General features: G+C 61.1%; 17 protein-coding genes. 11 read left to right on the top strand and 6 right to left on the bottom strand.

Going from position 1 to position 17,879, the window contains the following annotated elements:
- Nucleotides 1-78: 78 nt before the first annotated feature.
- The 4 genes from rfbC (at nt 79) to ACM6IT_RS14050 (ending at nt 4,413) form a co-directional block, all read left to right on the top strand.
- Entirely contained in the window at nt 79-624 is a 546-nt protein-coding gene (gene rfbC, locus ACM6IT_RS14065; protein ID WP_056726895.1) for a dTDP-4-dehydrorhamnose 3,5-epimerase, read from the top strand.
- Between the two features lie 93 nt (nt 625-717).
- Entirely contained in the window at nt 718-2,526 is a 1,809-nt protein-coding gene (locus tag ACM6IT_RS14060; RefSeq protein WP_223541940.1) for a sensor histidine kinase, read from the top strand.
- Nucleotides 2,523-3,917, top strand: coding sequence for a sigma-54-dependent transcriptional regulator (locus tag ACM6IT_RS14055; protein ID WP_056726896.1), 1,395 nt, complete (start codon nt 2,523-2,525; stop codon nt 3,915-3,917). The genes ACM6IT_RS14060 and ACM6IT_RS14055 overlap by 4 nt, the downstream gene beginning before the upstream one ends.
- A 40-nt stretch (nt 3,918-3,957) precedes the next feature.
- The gene (locus tag ACM6IT_RS14050) at nt 3,958-4,413 is read left to right on the top strand and encodes a thioesterase domain-containing protein (RefSeq protein ID WP_056726897.1); all 456 of its coding nucleotides are present in this window, start codon (nt 3,958-3,960) and stop codon (nt 4,411-4,413) included.
- 133 nt (nt 4,414-4,546) lie between these two features.
- On the opposite strand, the gene cysQ is transcribed toward ACM6IT_RS14050, so the two are convergent.
- Both cysQ and nudE read right to left on the bottom strand, forming a co-directional pair.
- Nucleotides 4,547-5,374 (bottom strand): 3'(2'),5'-bisphosphate nucleotidase CysQ, encoded by an 828-nt coding sequence (gene cysQ, locus ACM6IT_RS14045; RefSeq protein ID WP_409079093.1) that lies wholly within the window; start codon nt 5,372-5,374, stop codon nt 4,547-4,549.
- Nucleotides 5,371-5,937: an ADP compounds hydrolase NudE gene (gene nudE, locus ACM6IT_RS14040; RefSeq protein ID WP_056726899.1), complete on the bottom strand. Its 567-nt coding sequence runs from the start codon at nt 5,935-5,937 to the stop codon at nt 5,371-5,373. Before nudE ends, cysQ begins: the two co-directional genes overlap by 4 nt.
- An 88-nt stretch (nt 5,938-6,025) precedes the next feature.
- Between nudE and yrfG the strand changes: the two genes are divergently transcribed.
- A complete protein-coding gene (gene yrfG, locus ACM6IT_RS14035) occupies nt 6,026-6,688 on the top strand; it encodes a GMP/IMP nucleotidase (RefSeq protein ID WP_056726900.1) in 663 nt (220 codons plus the stop codon).
- Between the two features lie 95 nt (nt 6,689-6,783).
- On the opposite strand, the gene lysM is transcribed toward yrfG, so the two are convergent.
- Nucleotides 6,784-7,224: a peptidoglycan-binding protein LysM gene (lysM, locus tag ACM6IT_RS14030; protein ID WP_007972838.1), complete on the bottom strand. Its 441-nt coding sequence runs from the start codon at nt 7,222-7,224 to the stop codon at nt 6,784-6,786.
- 128 nt (nt 7,225-7,352) lie between these two features.
- Between lysM and ACM6IT_RS14025 the strand changes: the two genes are divergently transcribed.
- From ACM6IT_RS14025 to ACM6IT_RS14010, 4 genes are all read left to right on the top strand, one after another.
- Nucleotides 7,353-8,240, top strand: coding sequence for a LysR family transcriptional regulator (locus ACM6IT_RS14025; protein ID WP_056726901.1), 888 nt, complete (start codon nt 7,353-7,355; stop codon nt 8,238-8,240).
- A gap of 92 nt (nt 8,241-8,332) precedes the next feature.
- Nucleotides 8,333-9,172 carry a formate dehydrogenase accessory sulfurtransferase FdhD gene (fdhD, locus tag ACM6IT_RS14020; RefSeq protein WP_223541938.1) on the top strand — a complete coding sequence of 280 codons (840 nt, stop codon included), beginning with the start codon at nt 8,333-8,335 and terminating at the stop codon, nt 9,170-9,172.
- A complete protein-coding gene (locus ACM6IT_RS14015) occupies nt 9,169-11,517 on the top strand; it encodes an FdhF/YdeP family oxidoreductase (protein WP_414918204.1) in 2,349 nt (782 codons plus the stop codon). The genes fdhD and ACM6IT_RS14015 overlap by 4 nt, the downstream gene beginning before the upstream one ends.
- 284 nt (nt 11,518-11,801) lie before the next feature.
- A complete protein-coding gene (locus ACM6IT_RS14010; protein WP_056726904.1) occupies nt 11,802-12,290 on the top strand; it encodes a glycine zipper domain-containing protein in 489 nt (162 codons plus the stop codon).
- A 66-nt stretch (nt 12,291-12,356) separates the two neighbouring features.
- On the opposite strand, the gene ACM6IT_RS14005 is transcribed toward ACM6IT_RS14010, so the two are convergent.
- The 3 genes from ACM6IT_RS14005 to ACM6IT_RS13995 form a co-directional block, all read right to left on the bottom strand.
- A complete protein-coding gene (locus tag ACM6IT_RS14005) occupies nt 12,357-12,779 on the bottom strand; it encodes an acyl-CoA thioesterase (RefSeq protein ID WP_007972849.1) in 423 nt (140 codons plus the stop codon).
- 174 nt (nt 12,780-12,953) lie between these two features.
- Nucleotides 12,954-14,180 (bottom strand): 3-hydroxyacyl-CoA dehydrogenase NAD-binding domain-containing protein, encoded by a 1,227-nt coding sequence (locus ACM6IT_RS14000; RefSeq protein WP_414918203.1) that lies wholly within the window; start codon nt 14,178-14,180, stop codon nt 12,954-12,956.
- A 246-nt stretch (nt 14,181-14,426) separates the two neighbouring features.
- The gene (locus ACM6IT_RS13995; protein WP_414914122.1) at nt 14,427-16,361 is read right to left on the bottom strand and encodes an ATP-dependent DNA helicase RecQ; all 1,935 of its coding nucleotides are present in this window, start codon (nt 16,359-16,361) and stop codon (nt 14,427-14,429) included.
- 331 nt (nt 16,362-16,692) lie between these two features.
- Here ACM6IT_RS13995 and ACM6IT_RS13990 point away from each other — a divergent pair, with 331 nt between their 5' ends.
- Nucleotides 16,693-16,983 (top strand): hypothetical protein, encoded by a 291-nt coding sequence (locus ACM6IT_RS13990; RefSeq protein WP_046040800.1) that lies wholly within the window; start codon nt 16,693-16,695, stop codon nt 16,981-16,983.
- Nucleotides 16,984-17,415: 432 nt separating this feature from the next.
- A complete protein-coding gene (locus ACM6IT_RS13985; protein ID WP_116580876.1) occupies nt 17,416-17,715 on the top strand; it encodes a hypothetical protein in 300 nt (99 codons plus the stop codon).
- Nucleotides 17,716-17,879: the final 164 nt, after the last annotated feature.

Below are 17,879 nucleotides of genomic sequence, written 5' to 3'. Positions count from 1 at the left end.
TTTTGTTCTGGTACTCGCCTCGATCAGCACTTTGCGCAAGAATGGCGGCCATTAAACGCACACTGCTGGAGAGCCACCATGAATGTAGTGACCACCGACCTGCCCGGTGTTCTGATCCTCGAACCCAAGGTCTTTGGTGACGAACGTGGTTTCTTCTACGAGAGCTTCAACGCCAGGGCATTCAAAGAGGCCACCGGGCTGGAGACTGAATTCGTTCAAGACAATCACTCCCGTTCGCAGAAGGGCGTGCTGCGCGGCCTGCATTACCAACTGGAAAATACCCAGGGAAAACTGGTTCGCGTCACGGTCGGTGAAGTGCTGGACGTCGCCGTAGACATCCGTCGCAGCTCGCCTCACTTTGGTAAATGGGTCGCTGTGCGCCTGTCTGCCGCCAATCATCGCCAGCTCTGGGTCCCGGAAGGTTTCGCCCACGGGTTCGTGGTCTTGAGCGAATTTGCCGAGTTTCTTTACAAAACCACCGACTACTACACGCCATCGGCCGAGCGCAGCATTCGCTGGGACGACCCGGACCTGGCCATCGACTGGCAACTGCAAGGCACGCCGCAGCTGTCGGCGAAAGATCAGGCCGGGGTATTTTTCAGGGACGCCGATGTCTTTGCCTGACAGGCCGGCTGAAACTCGCCAATCAAGATGCAACTGACCCAAGGCGGGCAAGCCTAGGCATAATGCGCCTGTACCCACAGGCGCATGCTGCTCATGAAACCAACTCTTCCTCCCAGACCCCGTTGGCGCAGCCTGGCCCTGCTGGCACTGTGCCTGGCACCGTTGCTGTGGCCGCTGGAGCATCTCGCCGAGCGTTACTACCGCAGCGAGCTGGCCAGCCAGAATCGTCAGACCCTCGACCTCTACGTCGCCAACCTGCTGGGTACCCTGCACCGCTATGAAGTGTTGCCGCAAATCCTCGGCGACCTGCCGGCCTTGCGTGCCGTGCTCGGCGCGCCGGACGATGGCGTCACCCAAGGCAATGCCAACCGCTTGCTGAAAAACATCGCCACCCAGACCGGTGCCGAAGTCATGTACCTGATGGACGCCACCGGCAAGACCCTGGCCGCCTCCAACTGGGACAAACACGACAGTTTTGTCGGGCGTAATTTTTCCTTCCGGCCGTATTTCAGCGAAGCCATGGCCGGGCGCCTCGGGCGCTTTTTCGGCCTGGGCACGACATCCGCCAAGCGCGGTTACTTCTTTGCCGCCGGCGTACGTGATGGCGAAAAAATCGTTGGTGTACTGGTAGTCAAGGTCGACCTCGACCACACCGAAAGCCTCTGGGGCAAAACCCCGGAACAACTGCTGCTGACCGACCACAACGGCGTGGTCATTCTCACCTCGCGACCGGAGTGGCGATTCCGCTCGACCCGCCCGTTGAGCGAAGACGAAAGCAAAGCCATCACGGCGATCCAGCCCTATCCAACCCGCGACCCAAAACCGCTGAAGCTCAATACCAATGCCTGGTTGACCCAGACCCGGCAGATCGCTGAAACCGGCTGGGACGTCAGCATCCTCGCCCCGCGCACCTTGATCGACCGCCCGGTGCGCACAGTGGTGGCTATCGGTGGCGCAACGTTGCTGGTGTTGATGCTGTTGCTTGGCCTGATGATGCAGCGCCGTCGCCACTACCTCGAACGCATCGCTTTCGAAGCCAAGGCCCGCCGCGAGCTGGAAGGCCGGGTCGCCGAGCGCACCAGCGATCTCGAGGGCCTGAACCGACGCCTGAAACAGGAAGTGCTGGAACGCGAGCAGGCCCAGCAAGAGCTGGTCCGCGCCCAGGATGATCTGGTGCAGGCCGGCAAGTTGTCGGCGCTGGGCACCATGTCGGCGAGCATCAGCCACGAACTCAATCAGCCGCTGGCAGCAATTCGCAGCTATGCGGAAAACGCCGAAGTATTGCTCGATCACCAGCGCACCGACGACGCCCGAGGCAACCTCAAGCTGATCAGCGAATTGACTGGTCGCATGGCCTCGATCATCGCCCACCTGCGCGCCTTTGCCCGGCGCGACCGCCACGCCCCGGAAAGCGTCGCCCTGCAACCGGCGCTGGACGATGCCCTGGCCTTGCTGGCCAAGCGTCGACGCAGCATGGAAGTCGAACTGATCCGCGACTTGCCCGCCGCCACCCTGTGGGTCGAGGCCGGGGAAACCCGCCTGCGCCAGGTGCTCGGCAACCTGCTGGCCAATGCCCTGGACGCCCTGACGGAAAAAGGCCCGCCACGTAAACTCTGGCTCAGTGCCCAATCCACGGCCGATGGCGTCAACCTGTACATTCGCGACAACGGCCCAGGCTTTTGCATGGAAGCCCTTGGGCGCGCCAGCGAGCCGTTCTACACCACCAAGACCCGAACCCAGGGCCTCGGTCTGGGGCTGGCGATTTGCGAAACCCTGATGCGCGCCTTCGGCGGTGAACTGTCGTTCGCCAACCACAAGGAGGGCGGCGCCCTGATTACCCTGAAGCTGCGCGCAGGCGCACCGGGCGTGAGCCTGCAACCGTCCGAGGACCGAAGTGCATGACCATCGACAACCGCATTCAGGTCGTGTTGATCGACGACGATCCCCACTTGCGCCAAGCCCTGAGTCAAACGCTGGATCTGGCGGGCCTGAAAATCCTGCCACTGGCCGAAGCCAAGGGCCTGGCCGCGCAACTTGAACGCGACTGGCCAGGGGTGGTGGTCAGCGACATCCGCATGCCCGGCATGGACGGTCTCGAACTGTTGACCGAACTGCACGCCCAGGACCCGGAGCTACCGGTGCTGTTGATCACCGGCCACGGCGATGTGCCGCTGGCGGTTCAGGCCATGCGCGCCGGAGCCTATGACTTTCTGGAAAAACCCTTCGCCAGTGACGCCCTGCTCGACAGCGTACGCCGCGCATTGGCCCTGCGCCGACTGGTGCTGGACAACCGCAGCCTGCGGTTGGCCTTGAGCGACCGCAACGAGCTGAGCACGCGCCTGGTCGGCCACTCACCTTCGATGCTGCGCCTGCGCGAGCAGATCGGCGCCTTGGCGGCGACCAGGGCCGACGTGCTGATCCTCGGCGAAACCGGCGCTGGCAAAGAAGTCGTGGCCCGGGCGCTGCACGATTTATCAAGCCGTCGCAACGGTCCGTTCGTGGCGATCAACGCCGGTGCCCTGGCCGAATCGGTGGTCGAAAGCGAACTGTTCGGCCACGAGCCCGGCGCCTTCACCGGCGCGCAGAAACGTCGCATCGGCAAGTTCGAATTCGCCAATGGCGGCACGCTGTTCCTCGATGAAATCGAAAGCATGAGCCTGGATGTGCAGGTCAAGTTGCTGCGCTTGCTGCAAGAGCGGGTGGTCGAACGCCTGGGCGGCAATCAACTGATCCCGCTGGACATCCGCATCATTGCCGCCACCAAGGAAGACCTGCGCCAGGCGGCGGATCAGGGGCGTTTCCGTGCCGACCTGTATTACCGCCTGAACGTCGCGCCGCTACGGATTCCACCGCTGCGTGAACGGGGCGAAGATGCGCTGATGCTGTTCCAGCATTTTGCCGATGAAGCCAGTGCCCGCCACGGCTTGCCACCCCATGAACTGCAACCGGGGCAACGTGCGTTGCTGCTGCGCCACACCTGGCCCGGCAACGTGCGCGAGCTGCAAAATGCCGCCGAACGTTTTGCCCTCGGGCTGGAACTGGCCCTCGACAACAGCACGCCGGATGGCGGCGCTGGCAACAGGGTCGAAGTCGTCAGCGGCGGTTTGAGCGAGCAAGTGGAGAACTTCGAAAAAACCCTCATCGCCGCCGAACTGGCACGCTCGCACAGCTCCGTGCGCAGCGTTGCCGAAGCCCTCGGCATTCCGCGCAAGACCTTGCATGACAAACTGCGCAAGCACGGTCTGAGTTTCGCCGACAGTGGTGCCTCGGCCCACCCTGACGATCTCGACTGAGCTACCGTCCAATCATCCACTTCACGCCAGAGGCCCCTGAATGAGCCGCGACAGTCGACAACTGGAATCCGTTCTCCATCATGACATTCCCCTCACCCGGGACATGGGCCTCAAAGTGCTCGACTGGCATGACCAGCAACTGCGCCTGCACTTGCCGCTGGAAGCCAACGTCAACCACAAGAGCACCATGTTCGGCGGCAGCCTGTATTGCGGCGCGGTCCTGGCCGGTTGGGGCTGGCTGCATTTGCGCCTCAAGGAGGAAGGCATTACCGACGGGCACATCGTGATTCAGGAAGGGCAGATCAGCTATCCGCTGCCGGTGACGGGGGATGCCCACGCCATTTGCCAGGCGCCGGACCCGGTGATCTGGAAGAAATTCCTGACCACCTTCCAGCGATACAGCCGAGCGCGGTTGACGCTGCATACGCGGGTCGTCAATGAAGGTCGTGATGAGGATGCGGTGAGGTTTGTCGGGCAGTACGTGTTGCACCGCTGAACTTCAGATCGGTAAGAAACCCTGTGGCGAAGGAGCTTGCTCCCGTCAGGCTACACAGTAGCCGCAATAAAGCATTGGGGCCGCTTCGCGCCCCGACGGGAGCAAGCTCCCTCGCCACAAAAAGGTGTGAATCTCAGGACCGCGCCAATTCCAGCAGCTTCTCCCGCCAGGCTGCCTTCGCCGGCAATGCCAGGAAGAACGCATTCAACAGCGACTCCCGCGCCGGATAGCTGAACGGCTCACCGCTCAACTCCAGTACTTCACCGCCCGCGCCTTCCAGCACACCTTGCGCTGCCGCCGTGTCCCACTGGGAAGTCGGTGCCAGGCGCGGATAGCAATCCGCGGCGCCTTCGGCCAGCAGGCAAAACTTCAGCGAACTGCCGATATTGGCCAGTTGCAGCTCGCCAAGGCTGGCGCTCAACCCGGCCAGCAAGCGCTCCTGCTCCGGGCTCGAATGGCGACGGCTGGCCACCACGGTGAAGGACTCACCGGGCGCTAATGCATCACGCACCTTGATCGCCACGGGCGTACCACCTTTATCGCCGCGCCAGGCACCGAGACCAGCGCCACCGACGTAAAAACGCCCGTTGGTCGGCATCGACACCACGCCGAACACCACCCGACCGTTTTCGATCAGCGCGATGTTGACGGTGAACTCTTCGCTGCCGCTGATGAATTCCTTGGTGCCATCCAGCGGATCGACCAGCCACCAGCGCTGCCAGCCGGCCCGCACGCTTTGGGGAATGTTGGCGTCCTCTTCGGAGAGCACCGGGATGCTCGGATCGAGCGCCGTCAACCCGGCCAGAATCAGGTGATGAGCAGCCAGGTCGGCAGCGGTCACCGGCGAATCATCAGCCTTTGCCGTGACGGCCGTGCCTGTGCGCCAGAACGGCAGGATCGCATCACCGGCCTGCAAGGCCAGTTCAATCACCGATGCCATCATCGGGTGTGGGAAATTCATGGCTGGAACGCTCCGCGCTGAGTCAACAGGTCTCGGGCCAGGTACAGCGCCGCCAAGGCACGGCCCTCGGTAAACTGCGGGTTTTGCGCCAGTGCCGAGAGTTCACGCAGATTGACCTTGTCCACCCGCATCGGCTCGGGCTCGTCGCCTTCCAGACGCTCTTCGTAGAGGTCGGTGGCCAGCACCACTTGGATCTTCTGGCTCATGTAACCGGGGGACAGCGACAACTCGGTCAGGTGCTCCAGTTGCCGCGCGCCAAATCCGGCCTCTTCCTTGAGTTCGCGCTCGGCCGCCGCCAGCACGTCTTCACCCGGCTCGATCAAGCCCTTGGGCAATGACATTTCATATGCATCCGTGCCGCCGCAATACTCCTCGACCAGCACCGCATGCTCGGCATCGAGCATCGCCACGATCATCACCGCGCCGTACCCGGCGCCCTTGCCGACCAGGCGTTCATACGTGCGCTCCACGCCGTTGGAAAAGCGCAGCTTCATCTCTTCCACGCAGAACAATCGACTGGTGGCGACAATTTCGCGGGCGAGTATGGTGGGTTTCTGGCGCATGCAAAGCTCCTTGGCGTGAACGCGCTACTATAACGCGGCTTTCCCGATTGTTTACGCCAGAAATCTTTCTACTGCCCGAGACGTTGCCATGCCTTCATTACCCTGGTCCGACATCGATACCGTTCTGCTGGACATGGACGGCACGCTGCTGGACCTGCATTTCGACAATCACTTCTGGATGGAGCACCTGCCCCAGCGTTACGCCGAACTGCACAGGGTCAGCCGGGCCATGGCCGAGATGGAATTGCAGCCGTTGTTCGAGCGCAATGCCGGCCAGTTGCAGTGGTACTGCCTGGACTTCTGGAGCACCGAACTGAAGCTGTCGGTGCGCGACCTGAAACTGGAAACCGCGCACCTGATCGCCCTGCGTCCGGATGCCGACACCTTTCTGGCGGCGATCAAACGGGCGGGCAAGCGCGTGGTGCTGATCACCAATGCCCATCGGGATGCGCTGTCGTTGAAGCTGGAAAAAATCGAACTGGCGCCCTACTTCGAACGCTTGATCAGTTCCCATGACTACGGCTTCCCCAAGGAAAACCCGCAATTCTGGGATGCGCTGCAAGCCGATATCGATTTCGATCCGGCGCGTAGCCTGTTCATCGACGACACCTTGCCGATCCTGCGCAGTGCACGGGACTTTGGCGTGGCGCATTTGCTGGCCGTGCGCGAGCCGGACAGCCGCAAGGGGCCGAAGGATACGGCGGAGTTTGCGGCGGTCGGGGATTATCGGGATTTGATTGCGGGACTTTGATTGACCGTAGGAGCTGCCGCAGGCTGCGATCTTTTCATCTTAATTGCGTCAAGGTCAAAAGATCGCAGCCTGCGGCAGCTCCTACGGGCCTCGTGTTACTCAGGAATCCGCAACGACTGCCCCGGATAGATCTTGTCCGGGTGCGACAGCATCGGCTTGTTGGCCTCGAAGATTTTGTTGTACTTGTTGGCATCGCCGTACACGCGCTTGGAAATCGCGCTGAGGGTGTCACCCTTCACCACGGTGACAAATACCGCCGCTTTCACGACCGGGCCGGTCACGGTGATCTGATCATCCACACTGCCAACCCCGGCGATATTACCCACCGCCAGCAGAATCTTTTCCTTCTCTTCCTGGCTCGCCACTTCACCGGTCACCGTGACCTTGTCGCCGTCGACCGTCGCCTGCACATTCGGGTTGCCCAGGCCGACCTTGCTGATGTGCTCCTTCAACTGCTCACTGGCGTTGGCGTTACCTGGCGTCAGCAAATCCAGCAATTTTTCGCCTGCTTCCTTCACAAAGCTCAAAAGACTCATGGTGCACTCTCCTTGGGTTTCGGGTTCCAGACGTCAAAGCCTAGACCACGGTCGTCACCTGCGAATCCAACCCGACCAATGACCCCGCTTGCGATAGAATCCGCACCTTCCCACCCCTTGGAGCGCAGATGGACATCAAGCAGCTGAAATTTCTCATCGCGCTCGACGAAACCCGCCATTTCGGCCAGGCCGCCGCGCGTTGCCACATCACTCAGCCGACCCTGTCCATGCGCCTGCGCAGCCTCGAAGAAGAACTCGACCTGCCGTTGGTCAATCGCGGCCAGCGCTTCGAAGGCTTCACCGCGCCAGGCGAGCGGGTGCTGGCCTGGGCGCGCACGGTGTTGGCGGCCTACGACGGCTTGTACGCCGAGGCAGCCGCCTGTCGCGGCAATCTGGTCGGCACCTTGCGCCTGGGCGTAGTGCCGTTGTCGAGCTTCGATCCGCTGCCACTGATGCAACGCTTGCACGCCGAGCACCCAAACCTGCGCTTCGAACTCTCGGCCCTGAGTTCCGAGCAGATCCTCGAGCAACTGGCGAACAATCGCCTGGACCTCGGCGTTTCCTACCTGGAACGCCTCGATACCGAACACTTCGACTCACTGGCCTTCAGCGAAACCCGCATGGGCCTGCTCTATGATCAACGCTTCTTCAGCTTTGGCGAGGCACCGCTGAGCTGGGAATCCTTGATCGAACTGCCGCTGGGCATGCTCACCAGCGGCATGCACTTTCGCCAGTCCATCGACCACAACTTCCACAGCCGTGGCCTGACCCCGCAACCGTTGCTGCAGACCGATGCCGTGCATCAACTGTTACAAGCCGTGCACGGCGGCTTGTGTTGCGCCGTAATGCCATTGAACGGCGGCCTCGAAGGCCTGACCGAACACTTGCGCCTGCAACCGATCGAGAACGCCCAGACCCTCGGACGCCTGGGGCTGATCATGCGTCGCAGCGCGCCACGCTCGGCGCTGGCAGAAGCCTGTTTTGCCCTCTATCAACAATCGCTGATCGGCGCTTGATCGACGGCATCTATCGGCAGATCAGTATTAGCGATTAGACGTGACAACTTGCCGCGCCTAGTCTTAAAGCTGATCAAACCGTCGGTGATGCCATGAACACCAAGCGCCCTGCATGCGCGGCGCCTGCCCTCGAAGCGCCCGCGCCCTCCGCAAGCCAGACGTACTGCTATAGCAATCTCGAATACTCCGAATCGGCCAGCACTGCGCTGGCCGAGGAAGTCGCGCTGGCGATTGCCTTCAACGGCATCAGCCAGGCGGTCATGCTGGTGACGCCCACGGACCTGGAAGATTTCATCGTCGGCTTCAGCCTGGGCAGCGGCATCATCCAGGACGCCACGGACATCTATGACCTGCAACTCAGCGGCTCGGGATCGGCGCAATACGCGCAAGTGACCATCGCCAACCGCGCGTTCTGGAACCTCAAGCAGCAGCGTCGGCAACTGGCCGGCACCAGCGGTTGCGGGTTGTGCGGCGTGGAAGCAGTCGAGCAGGCGTTGCCTGACCTTCAAGTATTGCCCGGCGCCCCATTGCCGCCGGTCGAATGGCTTGATGGCCTGCGCGAGCGCATCGGTGCCTTCCAGCCCTTGGGCCAACATTGCGGTGCGGTGCATGCCGCAGTGTTCATGAATGACAAGGGCGAGTTGCTGCTGGGCCGCGAAGACATCGGCCGGCACAACGCCCTCGACAAACTGATCGGCGGATTGATCCGGCAAAAAATCCCGACCGCTGGCGGCCTGGCGATTGTCACCAGCCGCTGCAGCCTCGAATTGATCCAGAAAGTCTTGCGCGCTGGCATCCAGACCCTGGTCAGCCTGTCGTCGCCCACGGGCCTTGCCGTGCAATGGGCCCGTCGCCACAACCTCAATCTCATCCATCTGCCTCAGAAGAATGCACCGCGGGTCTACAGCCCAACGTTGGAGAATCAAGCGTGAGTCAACACCGTCAGGCCGACCAGAAACCCGTCCCTCGCTTCAAGCCCTACAAAGGCCCGGCCGGTGGCTGGGGGGCACTGATCAGCGTGGCCCAGGCCTGGTTGACCAGCGACAACGCGCTGAAGAACCTGCGCATCATGCTCAAGACCAACCAGAACGGTGGCTTCGACTGCCCGGGTTGCGCCTGGGGCGATTCTCCGGAAAAGGGCATGGTGATGTTCTGCGAGAACGGCGCCAAGGCGGTGAACTGGGAAGCGACCAAACGCCGTGTCGATGCCAAGTTCTTCGCCAAGCACAGCGTCACGTCGCTGCTGGAGCAAAGCGACTATTGGCTCGAGTATCAGGGCCGCCTGACCGAGCCGATGAGCTATGACGCCGAGACCGATCGCTACAAGCCGATCAGCTGGGACGCCGCATTCGCCCTGATCGCCAAACACCTGAACGGCCTGTCGAGCCCGGATCAGGCCGAGTTCTACACCTCGGGCCGGGCAAGTAACGAAGCGGCGTACCTCTATCAGCTGTTCGTGCGCGCCTACGGTACCAACAACTTCCCTGACTGCTCGAACATGTGCCACGAGGCCAGCGGTGTCGCGTTGTCACAAAGCGTCGGGGTCGGCAAAGGCACCGTGACCTTCGACGACTTCGAACACGCCGATGCGATTTTCGTCTGGGGCCAGAACCCCGGCACCAACCACCCACGGATGCTCGAACCGCTGCGCGAAGCGGTGAAGCGCGGCGCCCAAGTGGTGTGCATCAACCCGCTCAAGGAGCGTGGCCTGGAGCGTTTTCAGCACCCCCAGCACGCGATCGAAATGCTCACCAATGGCGACAAGCCGACCAACACCGCATTCTTCCGCCCGGCCCTGGGTGGCGACATGGCGATCATGCGCGGCATGGCGAAATTCCTCCTGCTGTGGGAGCGTGACGCGCAGAAAACCGGTGAGCCGGCGGTGTTCGACCACGACTTCCTCAACGGGCACAGCGTCAACGTGCTGGAATACCTGGCCGTCATCGACGACACCCCGTGGGAGCAGATCGTCGAGCAGTCCGGCCTGAGCCTGGTGGAAATCGAGCAAGCGGCGCGCATGTACGCCAAGGGCAAGAACGTCATCATGTGCTGGGCCATGGGCATCACCCAACACCGCCATTCGGTGGCGACCATCCAGGAAATCGCCAACCTGATGCTGCTGCGCGGCAACATTGGCCGGCCGGGTGCCGGCCTGTGCCCGGTGCGTGGTCACAGCAACGTGCAGGGCGACCGGACCATGGGCATCAACGAACGCCCTCCTGCCGCGTTCCTCGATGTCCTGGAGCGGCGCTTCCAGTTCAAGGTGCCACGCGACAACGGCCACAACGTGGTCGAGGCGATTCATGCGATGGCTGAAGGGCGGGCGAAAGTCTTCATCGGTCTGGGCGGCAACTTCGCCCAGGCCACGCCAGACAGCCCGCGCACATTCCAGGCCCTGCGAAACTGCGACCTGACCGTGCAGATCAGCACCAAGCTCAACCGCAGCCATTTGACCCACGGCAAGGACGCGCTGATCCTGCCGTGCCTGGGCCGCACCGACATCGATATCCAGACCCAAGGCCCGCAAGCGATCACCGTCGAAGACTCGTTCAGCATGGTCCACGCCTCCAATGGCCAACTGCAGCCGCTGTCGAACCAGATGCGCTCGGAACCGGCGATCCTGGCCGGCATCGCTGCCGCGACCCTGGGCAGCCACCCGGTGGACTGGAACTGGCTGGTGGCCGACTACAGCCGCATCCGCGACCTGATCGCCGAGACCATTCCCGGCTTCAAGGACTTCAACGAGAAAATCAAGAACCCGGGCGGCTTCTACCTGGGCAACAGTGCCGGCGCACGCAAGTGGAGCACCGCTTCGGGCCGGGCCAATTTCCGCTCGAACGCGCTGCCCAAAGACCTGGTGCACGAACGCACCCGCGCCACCGGAGTACTGCCGGACCTGATCATGCAATCGATGCGTTCCCATGATCAGTACAACACCACCATTTATGGCCTCAACGACCGTTATCGCGGCGTGAAAGGTCAGCGCGATGTGTTGTTCGTCAACGAAGCCGACATCATTCGCCTGGGCTTCAAGCCGGGGCAAAAGGCCGACATCGTTTCGCTCTGGGACGATGGCGTGGAACGTCGGGTAAAAGGCTTCACCCTGCTGGCGTTTGATATCCCGGCCGGGCAAGCGGCGGCCTACTATCCGGAGGTGAACCCGTTGGTGCCGCTGGAAAGCACCGGCGATGGCAGTGATACGCCGACATCGAAATTCGTGGCGATCCGGTTGGAAGCGGCGAGTGAGACCGGGTTGATCATGGCCAGGTCTGCGTAACGCTTGGTCTGTGCCGACCCCTTCGTCGGAACGTTCCGACGAAGACGGTAGATCAAACAACAAACTTTCCGGACCTTGCACTTTCCTTTCGCCCACAAAAAAGGCCGCTTTCTTATGAAAACGGCCTTTGCGAATAAGTAAAAGACCTGCAAAAAAACGTTAAGTTCCGCCCAAAAAACAGTAACTTGCAATATTGTATACAAGTCGTGTTATTCGTCGGATTTCGATTGTCACGCCCATTCCAGAGCCTCAGGATCGCGCCGTCATCCCCTTGAGGTTCCTCCATGAAGTTCTCCTCGATTCTCTTGTTGTCCCTTGGCCTGGTCAGCGGTATCGCGTCTGCTGGCGGCACCACCGAAGCCGGTGTAGGCGGCGCATTGGGCGGGGTTTTAGGCTCGGTCGTCGGTCAGTCGTTAGGCGGCAGCACAGGTTCCACCATCGGCGCGGCCCTGGGTGGCGCGGGTGGTAGCGCCGTCGGCGCAAACAAGCACAGCCGTGGCGAAGCAGCCCTTGGCGGTGCGTTGGGTGCAGCGGGCGGTAACGTGGTCGGCCGCAGCGTGGGCGGCACCACTGGCAGCCTGATCGGCGCCGCAGCGGGCGGCGGTGCTGGTGGCGCGCTAGGTAACTACATGGGCAAAGATTACGATGATGAAGACGGCGGTCATCGTTCGTATCGCGGCCATGACGATCGTCGTTACTACCGTGACGGCCATCCGGGCCGTGGCCATGCTTATGGCCATCGCAAGCACCACCACAAGTACTACCGCGACTAAGGCCTCGAGCGCCTCGCTGGTGAGTACAACAAAAATCGCAGCCCAAGGGCTGCGATTTTTTTTGCCTTACTGAACCACCAGACGTTCCAGTGCCCCGCGCAACCCGGCAGGAATCGCCACGGGTTGATTCGATGCACGATCGACAAACACATGCACAAAGCGCCCCGCCGCGCAGGCCTCGTCTTCTCCTTGCTTGAACACGGCCAGTTCGTACTGCACCGAACTGTTGCCCAGCTTGCCCACCCGCAGACCGATCTCGATGCGGTCCGGGAAGGCAATGGAAGCAAAGTAATCACAGGAAGAACTCACCACGAACCCCACCACCTCACCATCATGGATATCCAGGCCGCCGACTTCGATCAGGTAAGTGTTCACCGCCGTATCGAAGAAGCTGTAGTAGGTCACGTTGTTGACGTGACCGTAGGCGTCGTTGTCGTGCCAGCGGGTGGTGATGGGCTGGAAGTGCGGATAGTCGGTGCGTTGGGGCATTGGTGTTGATTCCTGAGTGGGTTCGCCAGTCTAAGGCGAAAACCGCGTTATCGTTCTTCGCGAGCAAGCCCGCTCCCACAATGGATCATCGCCGGACACAAATTTTGCAGGCAATGAAGTAACAGTGTGGGAGCGGGCTTGCTCGCGAAGGCGCCCTCACAGCCGCCACAACAATCACTTGTCAGCGAAGCCTTTGCCGGCTGCCGCCAACTCGCCAATCACCCGCGCCGGTTGCCAGTGATCGCCCTGACGCGTCTCAAAGTCCATCAAGCGCCGGTGAATGTCCGCCAGCCCTTGCTGATCGGCCCAGGCCATCGGCCCGCCCTTGTCCGCCGGGAAACCGTAACCGTTGAGGTACACCAGATCGATATCGCGGGCCGACCCGGCGATGCCTTCCTGGAGGATCTTCGCGCCTTCGTTGACCAGTGCCAGCAAACAGCGCTCGAGAATTTCTTCCGGGCCGATCTCGCGGCGCTGGAACCCCAGCTCCTCACTGACTTGAAGCACCAGTGCATCCACCTGCGGATCGTGTTCGGCCTGACGACTGCCGGGTTCATAGTGGTAAAAACCGTTGCCACTCTTCTGGCCAAAACGTCCCTGCTCACACAAACGATTATCCACCTGGACCTCCGGCGCATCCTGCCCGATGCCGGATAGCTGGCGCGAGCGCCATTGCAGGTCGACGCCCACCACATCGAACATGCGGAACGGCCCCATGGCGAAACCGAAGCCCTGCAGCGCAGCGTCAACCTGGTAGGGATAAGCGCCTTCCAGCAGCATTTTCCGCGCTTCGAGCACATAGGTATTGAGCATGCGGTTGCCGATGAAACCGTCGCAATTGCCCGACACCACACTGACCTTGCCCATGCGCTGGCCGAGCGCCAGCGCCGCGTCGAGTACCGCCGGTGCAGTCTGCGCGCCACGGACGACTTCCAGCAGTTTCATGATGTGCGCCGGGCTGAAGAAGTGCAGGCCCAGTACTTGTTGCGGCCGGCGTGTGGCCGCAGCGATGGCATCGATGTCCAGCGCCGAAGTATTGCTCGCCAGAATCGCTTCAGGCTTGAGCAGGCCATCGAGCTCGCGGAAGATTTTCTGCTTGAGCTCAAGGTTTTCGTACACCGCTTCGATGACCAGGTCGACATCGCGGATGGCCACATAACCATCCGCCGCCGTAACCCGCGCCACACGGGCATCGGCTTCGCCTTGGTCAATGCGGCCCTGGCGCACGTTGTGGGCGTAGGTGTCGGCCACGGTGGCCAGCGCTTGCTCCAGCATTTGCGGATTGTTGTCGACCCACTGCACGGCCACCCCGGCGTTGGCCAGGCACATGACAATGCCACGGCCCATGGTGCCCGCGCCGATGACGGCGGCGCGCTGAATATTCGACGGTGTCTGGCTCATGTTTTGTTCTCTTGTTGGCGATCCGAAGACAGCCACCACCATAGTCAGCCACCAGGTTTTTTTGAAATTTATTCCTGTGATGAGCAACATTCAGCGGATGGATGTAGCCCTTTGAGCACACCGCAAACCCCTGTGGGAGCGGGCTTGCTCGCGAAGGCGATCCATCTAGTGGCAGTGATGGTGACTGACCCACCGCTTGCGTCGGATCGCCGCCCGGAGCAAGCCCGCTCCCACAAGGACCACGGTTCAGCCTGCCAGATGTTGCTCGGCCCACTCCCGCACCCCGGCATACGGATAATCCTCCAGCGCCGCAAACCCCGAAATCGACCGCGCCTTGAGCCTGGTGAACAACGGCACGCTGATCCCGCACAGAAACCGTGTCACGCGTTCAGCCGAGGGCACGTTGCCCGTGTACTGCTCGTGCCTGTGGATAAAACCGCCACACAGTGCCTCGAAATTCTTATCCACAAGGGCCGGCAACTCCGGTGGTGCCGGTAGCCGCGCCACTTGCCCATGACACACCGAACAATGCCCGCATTGCTGCGGCGCATTGTGGTCGCCGAAATACTCGGCCAGGCGATAACCCAGGCAACGGTCGGTGGCGAACAGGTCCAGCATCGCGTGAATCCGCGCGACCTCGGTGCGCTCATGCCGAGTGAAATAGCCGTGCAGTTCCTCGCTCAACGCGGCGCTGTCGAACCCGCTTTGCAGCACGCTGTAGACCTCGGTCATCTGCTTGCTTTCGAGCTCCACCCAGCCCTTCTCCTGGAAGTAATCCAGTGCCTTGACCACCCGACTGCGCTCGGCCTGATGCTGCTCGTACAACGCCTCGAAATTCACCGTAGCCCAGGTCCGTGCGCGGCTGGAGGTCTGGATGATCGCCGCGACAAAATCCCTGCGCTCGCCCTCGAAGCGTGCCAATAGCGCCTCGGGCTCCTGAACATACTTGAAACGGTACTCGGCGTAGTACGCGTAGCGCGGGGCGATCAACCCGCGCAACTCGAGCTGCACCAGCAAGGTCTTGAGCGGCAACTGGCGAATATTGCTCTGATCGGCCAACGGCCCCAGCAGAAACTCCCACTGCCCTTCGGTTGCGGCGGCATGCATCTCGTCAAGCACGCAACGGATGCCATCGAGCTCGGGCGTGTCGCCGTAGACGAAGTTCTCCAGCACGTTGAGGCTGTCGCGGTTGGCCAACACCAGGCAGTCCGACGGCTGCCCGTCACGCCCGGCGCGGCCGATTTCCTGGCTGTAGTTTTCGATGGATTTGGGCAGGTCGAAATGCACCACGTTGCGGATGTCACTCTTGTCGATGCCCATGCCGAAAGCGATGGTGGCGACGATGCAATTGGACTGCCCGCCCATGAATCGACGCTGGATCGCTTCCCGTTGCTCATGGGGCAACCCGGCGTGATAAGCCTCGGCCTGAATGCCGTTGCGGTTCAGGTGTTCGGCGATGTGCTCGGCGGTTTTCTGCAAGGTGACATAGACGATGCTCGGCTGGTCCGGACGCTGGTTCATCCATTCGACCAGACGCCTGCGCTTGTCCGCTCCGCGAACCGGTTCCACCAGCAAATTGAGGTTCGGACGATAGAAACCGGTGGTCACCACATCGTTGGCGGCGATGGCGAATTTCGCCTGCATGTCGGCGATGACCTTGGGCGTCGCCGTTGCGGTCAACAACAACACCTGAGGGATGTTGAACTGGCGTTGATAGTCGGGAAGCTTGAGGTAGTCCGGGCGAAAGTTATGTCCCCATTCGGAAATGCAGTGCGCCTCGTCCACCACCAGCAGCGAAATCGGTACTTGCTGCAAAAAATGCCGGAAGCGCTCGTTCTTCAGGCGCTCCACGGAGATCATCAAAATCTTCAGTTCGCCGGATTTTGCCCGGGTCATGACATCGCTGGCGTCATCGCGACTCTGCGCCGAATCGATACTGCCCGCCGAGATGCCGTGGCGTTGCAGGAACGCCAGTTGATCCTGCATCAACGCCAGCAGCGGTGAGACCACCAGCGTCAGGTGCGGCAGCAACAGCGCCGGCAATTGGTAGCAAAGGGACTTGCCGGAACCGGTGGGGAAAATCGCCGCCGCCGAGCGCCCCGCCAGCACGGCACTGACGGCCGCCTCCTGACCGGGTCGAAATTGTGGATAACCGAAAACCTGTTCCAGGGTGTTGTGCATAAGCTGTCACTCCGTTGACTGCTGCGGAGTCAAAAGCCTGGCCGGCGATCGCAGCAAGTCGAGAAAAGGTCGGGGGCAAAAACGATACCGGATGATACAGCGGATGATTCACTGATAACCCCGTAGGCATTTTTACCGGCAGCGACTTCGTCGCACAAACCTCCGACAATGTGTAAGCCTTATCCTCGGAACACGATAAATACCCTACAAAACCTGTCCATTTCAGCCATCTTGTCCCGCGACACCAGGTCCTTCTATAGTTTCCGGCGCGGCTGAAAACAGTGTCTCGGCCTGCCGGGAACACTTGCCGATTTCGCACAGGACCCACTCGATGAAAAAAACCGACACGCTGACAGCCCGCTATCACCCGCTCAAGACCCGCTACAGCGAAACCCCTGTGCTGGTCATCGATACCGAGGCCGACCCCTTCGAGATCCTCGACGCCGCCCGACAACGCATCCGCGCCGCCAGCGACCTGCTCGAAACCCTTTATTGCACGTGTTTCAAACAGGCCGAAGCGAGCGACATCCCCAAGATCGTCGGCGCCCTGTACCTGCTGACCCAGGATGGCAACGACCTGCTCGACATCGCCCGCCAGCGCTTACCGAAATTCACCGGCTGAAAAACACCACTCTCTCCTGTGGGAACGAGCCTGCTCGCGATGAACGATAACGCGGTCCCTCTGAGAACATACGAGTTCTGGAAATTTCGCTGTGGATAACTCCGTCAGCAACGACCTATGGAAGCTTCGGCAAGGTCCTACAAAACAAGACAACTTGTCGGCTATCGATGACCGGTCACTCACTCCTATAGTCCGGAGTGTCGCTGCCAAATCAGCGGCTTGGGCTTGGTCACCCGATGGAACACATAAACGCGTCCGTTGTATGCTGCCGGCACTCAAGTGTCTGCACGCTTTATGGTGGCTGTGTTTGGGACGCCTTCGAGCGTGCCGGTTTTGTGTGTTCTCCCGGTTGACCAACCCGAACACAGTCCACCTCCCATCGCTTGGTCACGATGGCGGTGGTTTCATCTAAAGCATTTGAGAATACATAAAATGAACAAATGGAACCCGTTCACCAACGAACGCTATCTCCCACTCCACACCAATCTCACCGATTCACAGCCCCTGATCATCGACACAGAGGCCAACCCCCAAGACATCCTCGAAGCCGCCCTCCAACGCATCCGGGCCTCCAGCGAATTGCTGCAAACCCTGCACTGCCAATGCTTCAAACACGGCGACCTCGAAGACATCCCGCACATCACCCACGCCCTCTACCTGCTGACCCAGGACGGCTGCGACCTGCTCAAGGTCGCCCAGCAACGCATGCTGAACTGGAAAGCGCCAGTCTGACGTCATTCACCAGAGTACAAAGTGACATTATTCTGGCTGTTTAAACACAAAACAGCTGGAATAATGGCAGTTAGCATCCCTTCGTTAAGGAAATCAGCGTCACGAAAATGGCGTCTTTTTCAATGTCCCAACCGCAGCTCACCTTTTCCTTTAAATGCTATTAT

The sequence above is a fragment of the Pseudomonas sp. IT-P4 genome (assembly GCF_949767755.1).
GTDB classification, from domain to species: Bacteria; Pseudomonadota; Gammaproteobacteria; order Pseudomonadales; family Pseudomonadaceae; genus Aquipseudomonas; species Aquipseudomonas monachiensis.
This window is presented reverse-complemented; position numbering and strand designations above follow the sequence as displayed.